This is a genomic window from Fructobacillus sp. ESL1129 (assembly GCF_058507945.1).
In genome coordinates, this window is record NZ_CP196668.1 from 422537 (window position 1) to 436708 (window position 14172).

The window sequence follows — 14172 nt, forward strand, 5'->3', positions numbered from 1 at the left end:
CCAATCCATTTAGAAGTAAAAAAGCCATCAGTTTTTCACTGATGGCTTTTTTGCTCTTTATTTATCTTTTAACTTCGTTCTTCACAACAAGTTGCTTCAGCTTCATTCTTGGTTGATGTTCAATAAAGAGAGGCACGACCTCCTCAATGGTATCCGAACGGCGCAGACGGTAGAAATAGCGCAGGTGAACCGAATGGATTGTAACCAAATCCGGCCGCCGATTAGGAAGCGGTCCCAAGAAGAGATTTGGGAAACCGTCTTCAAGTCTGTGTAGTAGTTATTGGTCAATACGTACTTAAAATCACCGATGGCCCGGTTTTTGTCCAAACCATAACGAACTTTTTGCGGTTCCAAGTATCCTTGTTTCATCAGTGATTTGGCAATTTGCCGAATGTAGTATTCCACTTGGGGATCGACTTTAAAACCAAGATTCAAGACAACTCGAACCATGTTTGTACTGCCCATAAAATCAACAGAATAAGATTTTTCGTATGGGTTAATCGATTCCTTAATGGTGACAAACCAGTAAAGTTTTGCCCGCTTTGGCCGAGCGCCTAACAAGGAATAAATCACTGATTTTTTAATCCGATAATCATCATGAACATTCACGATGTAGACCAGATTATTAGCCATTAACGGCTCTTCTGGATCGGTCGATAGCTGCATCAATTGACGACGATAGTCCTTTAGGGAAAGGTAATCGTTATTAAAGGACAAGGCCTCCCGCCGCTTATTACCGTAGTACCAAAAGACCATCACTGAAAGAATGACAAGCATCAAAATGATTGTGAAATAGCCGCCATGAATAAACTTCGTTAAGCTAGCGAACAGGAAAAGACTTTCGATTGAGGCAAAGACAACGGCGAACAAAACGGCGTACACTAACTTTGTCTTCGAACGAATGAATTCAAACAGGAGCAGCGTCGTCATTAACATGGTCACTGTAATGGCCAAACCGTATGCCGACTCCATGTTGTGGGAGGTTTGAAAGAGCAAAACCACAGCACAACCTGCTAAAAAGAGCAGCCAATTGACAAATGAAATGTACATTTGTCCACGAAACGCATTGGGGTATGCAATTCGGAGGCGGGGCATCATTTTGAGCGAAATGGCCTCCGATACCAAAGTGAAAGCCCCAGTAATCAAAGCCTGAGATGCAATCACAGCAGCAATCGTACTTAAGACGACGCCGACTAAGCGCCAGTTATTGGGCAGAATATCAAAGAAAAGGTTGAGGTTTGTCCCACTGGCTTGATGCAAGACGACCCAGGCCCCCTGCCCCATGTAATTGAGGACCAACATGGTGTAGACGAAGGGCCAGCTAAAGTAAATGTTTTTCTTTCCCACGTGCCCCATATCTGAGTAAAGGGCTTCGGCCCCCGTCGTTGCCAAGAACACATTACCAAGAATCAATAGTCCCAACTGGTTATCAGGTGAAAAGAGAATTTCAAGCGCATAGACCGGTGAGAGCGCCTTTAAAATTTCAGGGTATTGGATGACCTGTAAAAGTCCAAAAAAGCCGATGAAGGTGAACCAAATCAGCATCAAGGGGCCAAACAACTTACCAATTTTGGTTGTCCCCTTTCGCTGTAAGGCAAAGACGACGAGTAAGATGATCAAAACAACTGGCACAACAAAGTCAACACCAGTCGGAAAAACGAGGTCACCAAAGCGCTGGCCAGCCAATCCCTCAACTGCCGAGGTAACGGTCACGGCCGGCGTCAACGCTCCGTCAGCTAGTAAGGCCGCCCCACCAATCATCGCTGGCAGGATAAGCCACTTTAATCGACTAGTTCGAACCTTGCTATATAGCGAAAAGATGCCACCTTCGCCGTGGTTATCTGCTCGTAAGGCGATGAGAACGTACTTAACCGTCGTAATCAGCATTAACGTCCAAAAAACCAGTGAAATGGAACCAATGACAAGGGCCTTTAAATCGGCAGTGTGGGCATTCCCGGCAATAATGGCATTCATCGTATAGAGGGGCGATGTTCCGATATCACCATAGACAATTCCAAGTGCAATTAGGAAGGCGGCGTATTGAAAGCCTGTTTTCTTCTCTTTGACCATGTTTGCTTCTCCAGAATCCAATTAAATCGTTCGATAAAAATGAGTCAGTTTTGATTTGACTTTTTTGATTCGAGATTCAGTCTAACGCTAGTTATCACAGAAAACAATCATTTCAAACAAAAAAGAATAAAAAAAACGGCACCCATACGGGTGCCGGGTAGGTAGATAGATACTACCCAGTTGGTCAAGAACTAGTATACCACATTTTTAGCAAAACGCCCTTAATCCCAGCCCAATTCTTTAATCGTTGATTTAATTTTTGGCGTTTGGTAATTCGCTGAGAGGGCCAATGTGACAAGCGCCGATGGTAAAATCAACCAGGTTTCAATCTGATCCTTCGACAACTGCCCCGTCAGGGTTAACATAACGTGTAACTGATCAGCAGCAGGCCGGTTCATCAAGTCGACCAAAGCGGCATCCAAATCAGCCGGGTCAATTTCAGATACAGAAGCAGCCGCCATTTCAAGGTTTAAGAGATTCGCCCTCTTATCAGCAGCGCCGTCAAAGGCCTTTGTTAATTCCGCTTCCGTCAACTCCTGAAGCGTCGTTGTCCGGATTACTAAAGTTCCCTGTTTCTGAGCGGCTTCTTGTACTTTTTCTTGCAGGTTTTCGTCCAATAATTCTGGGATAAAGACGGCGGAAAAGGGACCCTTACTCTCATTCAGAGCCGTTGTTAAAAAGAAAGCCTGATCAGCAGGGCCCATTTCACCAAGCCCCCCCTCCGCCTTAGTTGAATAGGCAAGAAAAAGGGAGCGTTCTCCAGCAGTTTCCTTGGCATTTTGCACTAATTCCTGCACAATTTGCTTTTGAATACCTGGCCAATTCGCGAGAAATTCCTGGTGTGCCTGGTCCAACTCGGACTTTAACGCCGCCTTTTTCATCGCTGATAAATCACCTTCGTCAACGGCTTGGGCGCCCCCCTGCTTGACCTGGTCCCAAATGACCTCTTTGGAAAAGTCGTCCGCAATGGCATCGGCTTGCCAGATTACCACATCAGGATTTTCCTCGTTTAACAAGTTCTTATAGGGGGTAAACTTGTCATTTGGTCCCAGAGCCATCGGTACGGCCAAGGCCGCTTGGTTAATTGTTTTCTTCTCGTTTAGTAAAGTCAAAAAATCCATTTTTATCACACAAAAGCCAGGTGCAAAGCGCCTGGCTTTCCTTTTTTAAAAGAAGTTCATTGAATAGGTACCATTGAATGTGTCGCCGGCGGCTAACACATTGTTACCGAACTTTTCCTTGAAATTACCTGTGGCATCAACCGTGTCCGCGATTCCCCACCAAGGTTCAACGGCGATGAACGGTGCATCTTTCCCAGCGGGCGTCCAAATTCCGAGGTATTGAGCGTTGTCGACCGTCATTTCCATGCCGTGCTGATTGGCCAGACGGGCTAATAGAAAAGTCGTCTTTTGTCGATCGAGCTTCAAAATAATGGCATCGTCATGGTAGTCTTCCTGCCGCAGGCGCAGTGGGATATCTGCGTTAAACGGTGTCGGCATGTTCGGGTTTGAAAACGGACCAACTAAGCGAAGACGGTCATACACCTTCTCGGGCTTAACCGACAAATAGTAATCTGAGAACTTCCCACCGTCTAGCGGCAAGTTAAAGGCGGGATGTCCCCCGACGGAAAAGAAAAGCGATTTCTGCTTGTCAGGGTTATGTACCTCATAGTCAACAAACAGTTCCGTTCCCTTTAACCGGAAAATAACATCAAACCGAAAAGCAAAGGGATAGATTCGCCAAGTTTGTTCAGAATCAGAAAGCGAAAAACGAACGTAATCAACGTCGTGGTCAACAATTTCGAAATCCATGTTTCGAGCAAAACCGTGTTGGTTCATGTAATAAGTTTGACCGGCGAGATGGTATTGATCGCCCTGGAGTCGGCCAACAATTGGAAAGAGATTCGGCGCGTGCCGACCCCAGTACATGGGGTCGCCATACCAAATGTACTCGAGCTTGGCCTCTTTATTCCAGGCTGAAACAAGCTCAGCACCGTGCTGGTTAATTTTTACGATTAATTGGTCGTTTTCTAGAGTTATCATAATTCTATTTTACTACCTCTACTGAGTTCTGACAATAATAATCAACGCCTTTAGATAGGAATTGAAAGCGGTTACTCTGAATCTCGTTTTGCTCGTGGAAAATAGCTTTGATAGGAGGATTGCAACATGGCTTTTGACACGTGGGTGTAGATTTGTGTCGTTGATAAATTGGCATGCCCCAATAGCTCTTGAACCGTTCGCATATCAGCTCCTCGATTGAGCAAAGTCGTGGCAAAGGTGTGCCGCAACATATGGGGATGAATTTTGGCCGTTAGCGCCGTTTTGTTCATCAACTCTTGAAGAATATAGGTGATGCCAGCTGGCGTTAACGCCCCACCGTGTACATTTAGAAAAACCTCTTCTGGTGGCTCGGCTGTTTTATTTTTGGCCAATAACGCGGGTCGGTCGTTTTCCAGATAATTTTTTAAAGCCTTTTTGGCCATTGTGCCAAAGGGAACGTAGCGATCCTTGTCCCCTTTCCCATGAATTAAAACAAGCTGATTGTTTAGGTTCAATTGCGCAATGGTTAAATTGGCTAACTCTGAAACACGGACCCCAGTAGCAAAAAGAAATTCTAACAGTGCAGCATCTCGAAGATATTGGGGATGGTCAGCTTGATCGTAAGCAACCTTGAAGAGCGCTTTCAATTCATTATCGTACAGAAATTCCGGTAAGTGAGCCTGGTGTTTGCGAAGCGTCACACCCTCAAAAGGATTATCTGTTGCGAGGTCCTCCTTGACCAAGTACGAATAGAAGTTTTTCAGACTCGAAACCTTCCGTGCAATGGTTGTTCTCGCCAGGTTTTGTTCATAAAGACTGCTTAAATAAACCCGGACATCGAGCGGCTGAATGTTTTGAAAAGTCGTAAAGCCACCGTTGTCATTTAAATAGGCCACAAAAGCCAGAATATCCTTTATATAGGCCTTAATGGTCAACGGCGAATAGCCTCGTTCGGCTGATAAATAAGATTGGTATTGTGTGACTTCCTCTTGCATAACTTCATTATACGCTAAAGTAATTCTTAAGAAGAAGTAAAGACCCTTACGATTCATCAAAAGCACAACATAACGAGTAAATCACGCGGTATAGTGAACATAGTTTAACAAGTGCTAGGAGGCAAAAACATGAACTTACCAATGAATTCAAACACGGACTACTTGCGTCACAATCTCGAAATGAAGCGGGTTAAGTTTTCTGCCTTCTTCCTCCGTTTTCGTGACAATATCCTAAACAACCGTGACAAACGTGTTGCTCTTGAAGCTGGCCGGCAATACGAAGCGAAGCATCACCAAGCAGATGACTTGCTCACAAAGCGCGTGATTGCGGCAAACGATCGTTACGCTTATGGTTCACGTGCCACACGCCGTCATTAAGATTACAAAGCCCCTTTATCGGGGCTTTTTTATTTGCAAATTCATATACAAATAAAAACGATTCGTTTAAGATAAACGAATCGTTTTTTATAGTCACTATTTAGTTCTTAAAGGAATGAATTGGCGCTGGTACGTGTCCCCCACGGTTGATAAATGCAGCAGAAGACTTTTCCACCACGGGCATAACCGGTGCAGTACCAAGTAAACCACCATAGTCAACCATGTCGCCGACCTTGGTACCGTTTGTTGGCAAAATACGAACAGCCGTAGTCTTATTGTTTTGAATACCAATGGCTGCTTCATCCGCAATCATCGCAGAAATGGTCGTGGCTGGTGTTTCACCAGGAATAGCAATCATATCCAACCCAACCGAACAAACGGAAGTCATCGCTTCCAATTTCGCTAACGAAAGTGTTCCGGCCTTCACGGCGTCAATCATGCCGGCATCTTCGGAAACTGGAATGAAAGCACCAGACAAGCCACCAACACCCTGAGCAGCCATCACGCCACCCTTCTTAACGGCATCGTTTAGAAGCATCAATGCAGCCGTAGTACCATGCGCACCAACTTGTTCCAATCCAATGGCTTCCAAGACTTCGGCAACCGAATCCCCACGGGCCGGTGTTGGCGCCAAGGAAAGATCAACGATGCCAAATTCAACCCCGAGGCGTTCGGCGGCTAAGGAACCAACCAATTGGCCAACTCGAGTAATCTTGAAAGCCGTCTTCTTGATGGTTTCGGCCACCGTTGTAATGGACTGTCCCTTGACTTTATCCAAGGCACGCTTAACAACACCGGGACCTGAAACCCCAACATTAATCACAACATCTGGTTCCGTTACACCATGAAAGGCACCAGCCATGAAGGGATTGTCTTCCACGGCATTGGCAAAAATAACCATTTTAGCGTTAGCTGTATCCGAAAGGTCGGTAGTCTTCTTGACCGTTTCGCCCATCAACTTTACCGCATCAAGGTTCATTCCAGCCTTAGAAGAACCAATGTTCACCGATGACATGACCAAATCCGTTTCAGTCAAAGCCCTTGGCAACGACTTGATTAACGCCAAGTCCCCGTGTGAAAAGCCTTTTTGAACAAGGGCTGAGTAGCCACCAACATAATCAACACCAACGGTCTTAGCTGCATCGTCAAGTGCGTGCGCAAGGAGCAAAATCTCTTCCTCGTTAGCAGAACCAGCCACCAAGGAAATTGGCGTGACCGAAATTCGCTTATTCGTGATGGGCACACCGTACTCACGTTCAATTTGTTCGGCAACCGCCACTAAATCTTTAGCGTAAGTGGTAATTTTTTTGTAAATGTTTTGAGCCGTTTCTTGGACAGATCCGCCGACAGTGTCAAGGAGAGAAATCCCCATCGTCACCGTTCGAATATCAAAATTGTCCTCTTCGACCATCTTAATGGTTTCTTCAATTTGCGTCGTTTCCATGACAGTTATCCTTTAGTTTGCTTCGCCGACTTAGATATGGGCCATTGCGTCAAAAATTTCTTCTCGCTGAACGTGAACTGACACGCCCATGGCCGTTCCCTTTTCCTTCAAAGCAGCGTGAATTTCGTTAAAGGAATCCTCACCCGCAATTTCCACCAACATGGACATTGTGAAGGTTGACGACATAATTGTCTGGGATAAATCCAAAATATTCACGCCATGGGTAGCTAGCTCAGTGGCAATTCCGGCCACGATTCCGGCCTTATCTTGTCCAACAACGGTTACAACAGCTTTCATTCTTTCTCCGCCTTTCGGTCGTATGTAATTAATGGGTAGCAAACAGGTCGTTTGATTAGACGACTGCTCCATCGTAAGGAATTTTTTCGAGTTTTTCAAAGTCATAGTCGGCCACGTCTTCGACTGAGTGCAAATAAGCCGTTAACGCCTGGGCAATCATGAGGTTCAACGTTACGTCGTCTTCTTTAATGACAATCACCGGGATTTTCTTGGCATAGGCATAGCCTAATTCCCAGGCCGTTCCAGAATCAGCATCGGCACCGTCAAAGTCAGACAAGGCAACAACCAAATCGCAATCATCAATTGCCTGAACGTCTGAAGCGTAAGTCACCTTCTGCCATTCCGGTGAAAACATTTCGTACTCCTCGTGTTGATGCTTACGTGGAGAGAAAACATCACCGATTTGGGGATGTTCAGCTAACACTTTTTCCAAACGCTCGACCTGTGCGACCTGCGTTTTTGAAAAAAAGGGACCAGCTAGATAAACTCGTTTTGCCATGATAAACTCCTTCTTTCTGTCTTGAAACTAGTTTATCAAAAAAAACGATGTCAAGGCGATGACTTTCGCAAAAAATTGTAACAAAAAAGTCGGCAAACCCGACTTTTTTACTTACCCTATTTTTTGTATTGGTACTGACGGTAATGCCCCTGCCAGCCCAGAAACTCACAACGACCCGTCTGACCAGGTGCTTCTGATCGGACATCCTCACTTGAATCAAAGAGCTGACTTGTAAACATGGTTTCGTATTCAAAAAGCGATAACTGTCGCCGCTTATCCAGCATTTCTTGGACATTCTGCTGCGACAACACTTTCTGATAGCCAATCGTCAACGTTAGGGAGAAGAGTTCCGCTTCGGCACCAGAGCCAAAGGAGAAGAGTCCAATCCGATCACCGGCTGCCAGCTCCTCCGAACGGTCCAAGAGAGACAAAAGCGATAGATACAAGGAACCAGTGTAAAGATTTCCCACCAAACGGTTGTAGTACTGGGATTCCGTCAATCGCTTTCGTAATGCCACTTGTCGCTCCTCATCCACTTCTGGCAGGATTTGTTCGAGGGCTTTCTTCCCCATCTTGGTATAGGGCAAATGGAAAGCAAAACCGGCAAAATCGGACAAAGAACGCTGGTTTTGTACTTTATAGCGTTGCCAAAGAGCCAAAAACATGTCCTTATAAACATCGGTTGACTGATGACCATCCACTAGGGCAATGCCAGAGTCAATTGGTCGCCAAAAGTCAGGTTCGTCTTGCACCATATAAACGCTGTCATCGTTAATTTCCGCAATCTTTGGATCAGTCGAAATCAGCATGGCCACCGCCCCAGCTCCCTGGGTAACTTCGCCCGGTGTGTGTAAGCCATAACGCGCGACGTCCGCCGCAATCACCAGGACTTTTTTATCGGGATGAAGCGAAACAAAGTCTTTCGCCTGCATCAGGGCAAAAGTACCGCCGTAACAGGCCTGTTTGACCTCAATCGCCCGGATGTCATCCTTTAGACCGAGAAAATTTTTCGCAAAGATAGCAGCCGACTTGGAATTATCGACGCCCGATTCCGTTCCAAAGAGGAGCATCTCGATGTCAGCGGTTGAAACCGTTTTTAACAAAGTCGCTGCCGCATTGACCCCCATCGTCACCACGTCTTCATAGTTTGGTAAAACGGACTGTTGACTTTGCCCGATACCGATTGTGTACTTATCGGGTTCTTCTCCCCGGGCTTTCGCTAACTCAACCATGTCGAGCGAAAAGCCTGGCGTATAAAACGTCATTTGTTCGATTCCAACAGTCATTTTAACAATCCTTTCAATACAAAAAGGGCTCATGAGCCCTTGCCGTATTTTTTAATCGTAAAGTGCTTTAACCTTTGCTTGGATAGCATCAGAAGATATAAATTCATCATAAGTGGTATCCAAACGATCCACCACGCCCTTGTTCGAAACTTCAACAATGTGGTTAGCCGTCGTTTCCAAGAATTCGTGATCGTGTGACGTCATGATGACGGAGCCCTTGAAGGCTGTTACGGCTTCGTTCAACGACTGGATGGATTCCAAATCCAAGTGGTTCGTTGGGTCATCCAGTAGCAAGACATTGGCCTTCAAAAGCATCAACTTGGCTAAGACGATGCGGACCTTCTCACCTCCGGATAATACCTTGATTTGCTTCAAGGCATCGTCACCCTTGAAGAGCATTTGACCAAGCATACCGCGCAGCGAGGTGTTGTCCTTTTGTTCTTCTTCGGCAAAGTCGCGCAACCAATCCAAGATGACCTTTTCCTGATCATCAAAGTTGTCATTCAAATCTTTAGCAAGGTAGGACTGGGACGTCGTCACACCCCAGGTAACCGAACCAGTATCCGGTTCCATTGTACCGGCAAGAATTTGCATCAAGGTCGTCGTGGCCAAATCCGAACGGGACAAAATGGCAATCTTATCACCAGGACGGCCGGTAAAGCTGATGTTGTCCAAGACTTTTTCGCCATCGATGGACTTTGAAATGCCTTCGACTTTAACCAAATCGTTTCCCATTTCTCGGTTAATTGGGAAAGAAATGTAAGGATACTTACGTGATGAAGGCTTGATATCATCCAAAGTAATCTTATCCAGCTGCTTCTTACGAGCCGTGGCTTGCTTGGACTTCGACGCGTTAGCAGAAAAACGGGCCACGAATTCTTGCAACTGCTTAATTTGCTCTTCCTTCTTGGCGTTTTGCTGTGAAGCCAAACGTTGGGCCAGCTCAGCAGACTCACGCCAAAAGTCATAGTTTCCAACGAATGGCGTAATCTTGCCATAGTCAACATCCAGGATGTTTGTTGAAACCACGTTCAAGAAGTGTCGATCGTGGGAAACAACAATAACCAGGTTTTCAAAGTCAGCTAGGAAGTTCTCTAACCAGGCAATGGTTTGCACGTCCAATCCGTTAGTCGGCTCATCAAGAACCAGAATGTCTGGATTGCCAAACAAAGCTTGTGCCAACAGCACCTTCACCTTGTCGTTTTCAGTCAACTCGCCCATCAACGTGTAGTGCATGGATTCATCGATGCCCAGTTTCGTGAGCAGCTGAGCTGCTTCCGCTTCGGCATTCCAACCATCCAACTCTTCGAATTCGGCTGACAAGTCTCCGACGCGAACACCATCTTCATCCGAAAAATCGGGCTTTGCATAAATGGCATCCATCTCCGTCTTCACTTCGTGAAGGCGCTTGTGCCCCTGAATGACAGTATCCAATACCGTATATTCATCAAAGGCAAAGTGGTCCTGTTGCAAGGACGACATACGAGAACCCGCAGTAATGTTAATCGAGCCCTCGGTTGGTTCCAACTCACCCTGCAAGAGCTTTAGAAAAGTCGACTTACCAGCACCATTGGCACCGATAATGCCATAAGTGTGGCCCGGAACTAATTTTAAGTTCACGTCCTGATAGAGCTTCTTACCAGAAAATGAAAAAGACATATCTGAAACTGTAATCACGGTGTTTCCCTCCGTATTCAATAAATGTGATATTAACCTTATAATAGTCTAACAGAAAAGCGCCCTTAATTGGGCGCTTTTCTCAATCGAATCATTAAATATCGCGGTAGCCACCATCGACGGGTAGCTCGTTTTCGTCAGGATCATCACTCGTGTTTGCCAAATAGGTAAAGAAAGTGAGTACCAGATACAAAAAGGCCAAATAATAGCCATAAGTGTCGTTAACTAAACTAAAGAACCAATTTGACAAAAGAGCAAAAACCAATGGCTGGACAAAGACATAGTAAAAGCGAAAGCCGCGTTTACGAATGGCGTAGCCAAAGGCTAATGCAAAGCCACCATTTAGAAAAAAGTACACAAAAGTGACCTTTGTCAGGGTTGACCAATCAAAATAGGAAGCAATGAAAGGCAGAACGAGCGTCACAACGAGAAGCCCCAACAGCCAATTCCCTACCTTATTTCGAAATAACTTGTTCATGTTCATTTGCATCAACTGTCCCCGTTTACTCTTGTTTATTCGTTCTCCATTATATGTGCTTTCAACTGACGGGGCAAGCAAATCATGAAATCAACAGTTAATCTGCTAACTCCCAAACCACGGATAACGCACTCAGTGTATACAATGGTGCCGTTTCTGCCCGAAGAATTCGCGGACCAAGCCCTGCCGGCTGAAAGCCCTCCTGTTGGAGTTGCGCCACTTCCACTTCCGAAAGACCACCTTCCGGACCAAATAGAACCGCCAATCGCTGACCGGCTTGGGCCAACTCAGCGACTTTTAAAAGCGTCGCCTTCTCCCCTTCCTTCGCTGATTCTTCCCAGGCGACTAAGCCCAGGTCTTTGTCAGTTTGCAAAGCGTCCTCATAGGACATAAAGAGAATGTCAGGAACCACGAGCCGGTGCGATTGTTCGGCAGCGTTCAAAGCGATTTTTTGTAGTCGTGCCAGCTTTTTTTCCTGCTGCTTGCCCCAATCCACGACCGTCCGCGCCATCTTGGTTAAAACAATTCGGTTAACGCCCAATTCCGTCGCCTTTTGAACAAACCAGTCCGTTCGGTCGTTTTTGACCGGTGAAACAATGAGGGTCACATCAACCGGTAGTTCGACCGACTGCTCTTTCTCTTCGAGTACCGTTACCTCGGCTTCATCGCCTGACAAAGTCGTTAATTCAGCAATCACTAATCGCTGGTTACTATCCACAAATTCAGCCTTCGTTCCGACTTTGGCACGGCGCACTCGGACCAAATGATGGAAAACCGGCTGGTTTTTATTCAAATGAATGACTTGTTCAATTGGTTCATCTAAGAAATATCGGTGCATCTGTTTCTCCTAGGCCATCACGTCTTCTGGCAACCGGCAAATGAAGGCGTGCCAAGTGGCGGACTGCATCTTTTGTTCAATCGCGAAACCGGCGTCTTGCAGCGCTTGTTCAATCGCCTCTTCGACATCGTCATAAATCCCAGAAACCAAGAACAAGCCGCCCTTTTTGATGACCTGACGAACTTGCGGAATTAAAGGCAAAATGACGTCCGCTAAAATATTCGCCAACACCAAATCGATGCCGGTATTAATAAAGTCGGTTGGAACGTCTTGCATCAAATCCGAGGCAACCACTTGAACATCTTTTGCCACTGGATTGAGTGCCAAATTTTCCTCAGCCGTTTGGACCGCCGCCGCATCGATATCGGTTGCCAATAACTCACCAACGCCAAGGTACTTGGCGGCCACGGCCAGAACGCCAGACCCAGTCCCCACATCAATGGTTTTTTCACCACCGCGAACGACCGTTTCCAAGGCTTGCAACATCAGTGCCGTCGTTGGGTGCGTACCAGTCCCGAAGGCTTGGTCTGGATCCATGACAATCAGTTGTTCGCTCGCTTGTTCTGGTTGATATTCTTCCCATTTGGGCACCACCGTGAAACGATTAGTTACCCGACTGGCATGGTAATAATTCTTCCATTCGTTTTCAAAAGTCGTCGACGACAGCGCTTCATTGACCACTGGCTTTGATTGAACAGCCAAGCCCTGCTCTTCCAATAACCGTAAGCCAATTTGGTAGGCCTGTACACGCTCCTGCCAACCTTCTTTACTCTGATCCTCGTAAATCGTCAGCTTTTGCTCGTCCTGTTGTACCCCATCGGCACCTAAATCAATTAACACGGAGACAACAAAATCCTGTAACTCCGCCGGCACTTTCCAAGTAACTTCTTGATACGTGGCCATTAAGGTCCTCCTTGACTGAAAAAAGGGACCAACTGTCCCTTCTTCGTTTTGCATCCTAGTCTTTGTTTCTTTCTTTAGCTTCTACACCATCCGTTGCCACATCGATAACGACTTTGCCCAGACTATGGTGACTGGCCACGTCTTGGAAGGCCAAACGAACGTTATTGACTGATAAGCCAGCGTACACCTTCGTCACCGTTGAATGGAGAACGCCCTGATCAAAGAGCGTCGCCATTTGTTGCAGCATTTGTCCCTGTTCGGACAAAAAGAGGTCGTTATTACCGCGAGCCAACATGAAGACCCAGGTAAAACTAGCGGACTTAGGTTTCAACTCCCCCAATTCCAATGGCAAAGTCGATCCCACAATGGCCGCAATCCGACCGTAAGGACGAATCAACTGCACCATGGCGTCCCAATAGGTCATGGTGTCTTGTAGATTAGCAATGTAATCAACCTGGTGGAAACCAGCATCAGCCAGTTGTGTTGGCAAATCGTCATGATAATTAACGACAAAGTCGGCTCCCATTTGCCGCACCCATTGCGTTGATTCCTTTTGACCAGCCGTCGCAATGACCGTTAAGCCCGTGTATTTAGCTAGTTGAATCAAGATTGAACCAACACCGCCGGCTCCGTTGATCACAAGCAACGACTGTCCCTTGGCCGCGTCTTTTTCCACTGGAAGACTAAAGCCATGGTGCAAAATATCATGGGCCGTAATCGCCGTCAAAGGCATCGCAGCGGCCTCACTGTCCGACAAGCTCTCGGGGGCCTTGGCGACCATTTGGTAATCAATCACTTGATACTCAGCATCAGCGCCCTGCTTTTGCTGCTTACCAGCGTAGTAGACGCGGTCACCAATGGTAAAGCCGCTTACATCCTGCCCCATTGCCACGACACGGCCAACGACATCCAAACCGAAAATGCGGAAGTCGCCCTTTTCCTTATAACCCGACCGCATTTTAACGTCGACCGGGTTCACTGAGGTGGCCAAAACCTGAACGAGTAGCTCATTGCTCTTCGGGTCTGGTACGGGTAGTGTTCGTTCACTAAATGATTCCTCATCAGAAAGTGGACTTACGTGGGTAATCCCAACAGCTCGCATCTTTTGGTGAAAGCCACCCATTATTGTATTCATAACATTTTTAAAAGGCATGGTTCACTCCTTTAAAATATTCATCCAGATTGGTCAATTTTAACCCAGTTCCCAGTCTTTCTTGTTTTCCTTTTGCCAAAGTCAACGCCGTTTGCTCACGTTGCCAGCAATC

Annotated in this window: 14 protein-coding genes; 1 reads left to right on the forward strand and 13 read right to left on the reverse strand. The window is 46.4% G+C overall.

Annotated features, from left to right (window positions below; all coding sequences use genetic code 11):
• Positions 1 to 102: 102 nt before the first annotated feature.
• From ACSYSL_RS02080 to xerC, 4 genes are all read right to left on the reverse strand, one after another.
• Positions 103 to 2070 (reverse strand): KUP/HAK/KT family potassium transporter, encoded by a 1968-nt coding sequence (locus tag ACSYSL_RS02080; RefSeq protein ID WP_491708919.1) that lies wholly within the window; start codon positions 2068 to 2070, stop codon positions 103 to 105.
• 221 nt (positions 2071 to 2291) lie between these two features.
• Positions 2292 to 3200, reverse strand: a complete 909-nt coding sequence (locus ACSYSL_RS02085; RefSeq protein ID WP_491708920.1) for a type I 3-dehydroquinate dehydratase — start codon at positions 3198 to 3200, stop codon at positions 2292 to 2294.
• A gap of 36 nt (positions 3201 to 3236) precedes the next feature.
• Positions 3237 to 4112 (reverse strand): aldose 1-epimerase family protein, encoded by an 876-nt coding sequence (locus tag ACSYSL_RS02090; protein ID WP_010691775.1) that lies wholly within the window; start codon positions 4110 to 4112, stop codon positions 3237 to 3239.
• Positions 4113 to 4183: 71 nt separating this feature from the next.
• Positions 4184 to 5107: a tyrosine recombinase XerC gene (xerC, locus tag ACSYSL_RS02095; RefSeq protein ID WP_491708921.1), complete on the reverse strand. Its 924-nt coding sequence runs from the start codon at positions 5105 to 5107 to the stop codon at positions 4184 to 4186.
• 129 nt (positions 5108 to 5236) lie between these two features.
• On the opposite strand from xerC, the gene ACSYSL_RS02100 reads away from it, so the two are divergent.
• Complete coding sequence (locus ACSYSL_RS02100) at positions 5237 to 5485, forward strand: hypothetical protein (RefSeq protein ID WP_010691777.1); 249 nt, start codon at positions 5237 to 5239, stop codon at positions 5483 to 5485.
• A gap of 100 nt (positions 5486 to 5585) precedes the next feature.
• On the opposite strand, the gene ACSYSL_RS02105 is transcribed toward ACSYSL_RS02100, so the two are convergent.
• From ACSYSL_RS02105 to ACSYSL_RS02145, 9 genes are all read right to left on the reverse strand, one after another.
• A complete protein-coding gene (locus tag ACSYSL_RS02105) occupies positions 5586 to 6929 on the reverse strand; it encodes a PFL family protein (protein WP_491708922.1) in 1344 nt (447 codons plus the stop codon).
• Between the two features lie 30 nt (positions 6930 to 6959).
• A complete protein-coding gene (locus tag ACSYSL_RS02110) occupies positions 6960 to 7226 on the reverse strand; it encodes an ACT domain-containing protein (protein WP_187753685.1) in 267 nt (88 codons plus the stop codon).
• A 55-nt stretch (positions 7227 to 7281) separates the two neighbouring features.
• A complete protein-coding gene (locus ACSYSL_RS02115; RefSeq protein ID WP_010691780.1) occupies positions 7282 to 7725 on the reverse strand; it encodes a nucleoside 2-deoxyribosyltransferase in 444 nt (147 codons plus the stop codon).
• A gap of 116 nt (positions 7726 to 7841) precedes the next feature.
• Positions 7842 to 9011, reverse strand: a complete 1170-nt coding sequence (locus ACSYSL_RS02120; protein ID WP_491708923.1) for a hydroxymethylglutaryl-CoA synthase — start codon at positions 9009 to 9011, stop codon at positions 7842 to 7844.
• A gap of 51 nt (positions 9012 to 9062) precedes the next feature.
• A complete protein-coding gene (locus tag ACSYSL_RS02125; RefSeq protein WP_010691788.1) occupies positions 9063 to 10688 on the reverse strand; it encodes an ABC-F family ATP-binding cassette domain-containing protein in 1626 nt (541 codons plus the stop codon).
• A gap of 94 nt (positions 10689 to 10782) precedes the next feature.
• Complete coding sequence (locus tag ACSYSL_RS02130; RefSeq protein WP_491708924.1) at positions 10783 to 11166, reverse strand: hypothetical protein; 384 nt, start codon at positions 11164 to 11166, stop codon at positions 10783 to 10785.
• Positions 11167 to 11263: 97 nt separating this feature from the next.
• Positions 11264 to 12004 carry an RsmE family RNA methyltransferase gene (locus ACSYSL_RS02135; RefSeq protein WP_491708925.1) on the reverse strand — a complete coding sequence of 247 codons (741 nt, stop codon included), beginning with the start codon at positions 12002 to 12004 and terminating at the stop codon, positions 11264 to 11266.
• Positions 12005 to 12013: 9 nt separating this feature from the next.
• Complete coding sequence (gene prmA / locus ACSYSL_RS02140) at positions 12014 to 12907, reverse strand: 50S ribosomal protein L11 methyltransferase (protein WP_491708926.1); 894 nt, start codon at positions 12905 to 12907, stop codon at positions 12014 to 12016.
• Between the two features lie 55 nt (positions 12908 to 12962).
• Positions 12963 to 14060, reverse strand: a complete 1098-nt coding sequence (locus ACSYSL_RS02145; RefSeq protein WP_491708927.1) for a zinc-binding alcohol dehydrogenase family protein — start codon at positions 14058 to 14060, stop codon at positions 12963 to 12965.
• Positions 14061 to 14172: the final 112 nt, after the last annotated feature.

What these genes read in the sequence shown, in the direction of transcription:
- ACSYSL_RS02080 (WP_491708919.1), bottom strand. Translation starts at nt 2,070, where the DNA reads ATGGTCAAAGAGAAGAAAACAGGCTTTCAATACGCCGCCTTCCTAATT.
- ACSYSL_RS02090 (WP_010691775.1), bottom strand. Translation starts at nt 4,112, where the DNA reads ATGATAACTCTAGAAAACGACCAATTAATCGTAAAAATTAACCAGCAC.
- xerC (WP_491708921.1), bottom strand. Translation starts at nt 5,107, where the DNA reads ATGCAAGAGGAAGTCACACAATACCAATCTTATTTATCAGCCGAACGA.
- ACSYSL_RS02100 (WP_010691777.1), top strand. Translation starts at nt 5,237, where the DNA reads ATGAACTTACCAATGAATTCAAACACGGACTACTTGCGTCACAATCTC.
- ACSYSL_RS02105 (WP_491708922.1), bottom strand. Translation starts at nt 6,929, where the DNA reads ATGGAAACGACGCAAATTGAAGAAACCATTAAGATGGTCGAAGAGGAC.
- ACSYSL_RS02110 (WP_187753685.1), bottom strand. Translation starts at nt 7,226, where the DNA reads ATGAAAGCTGTTGTAACCGTTGTTGGACAAGATAAGGCCGGAATCGTG.
- ACSYSL_RS02115 (WP_010691780.1), bottom strand. Translation starts at nt 7,725, where the DNA reads ATGGCAAAACGAGTTTATCTAGCTGGTCCCTTTTTTTCAAAAACGCAG.
- ACSYSL_RS02120 (WP_491708923.1), bottom strand. Translation starts at nt 9,011, where the DNA reads ATGACTGTTGGAATCGAACAAATGACGTTTTATACGCCAGGCTTTTCG.
- ACSYSL_RS02130 (WP_491708924.1), bottom strand. Translation starts at nt 11,166, where the DNA reads ATGAACAAGTTATTTCGAAATAAGGTAGGGAATTGGCTGTTGGGGCTT.
- ACSYSL_RS02135 (WP_491708925.1), bottom strand. Translation starts at nt 12,004, where the DNA reads ATGCACCGATATTTCTTAGATGAACCAATTGAACAAGTCATTCATTTG.
- prmA (WP_491708926.1), bottom strand. Translation starts at nt 12,907, where the DNA reads ATGGCCACGTATCAAGAAGTTACTTGGAAAGTGCCGGCGGAGTTACAG.
- ACSYSL_RS02145 (WP_491708927.1), bottom strand. Translation starts at nt 14,060, where the DNA reads ATGCCTTTTAAAAATGTTATGAATACAATAATGGGTGGCTTTCACCAA.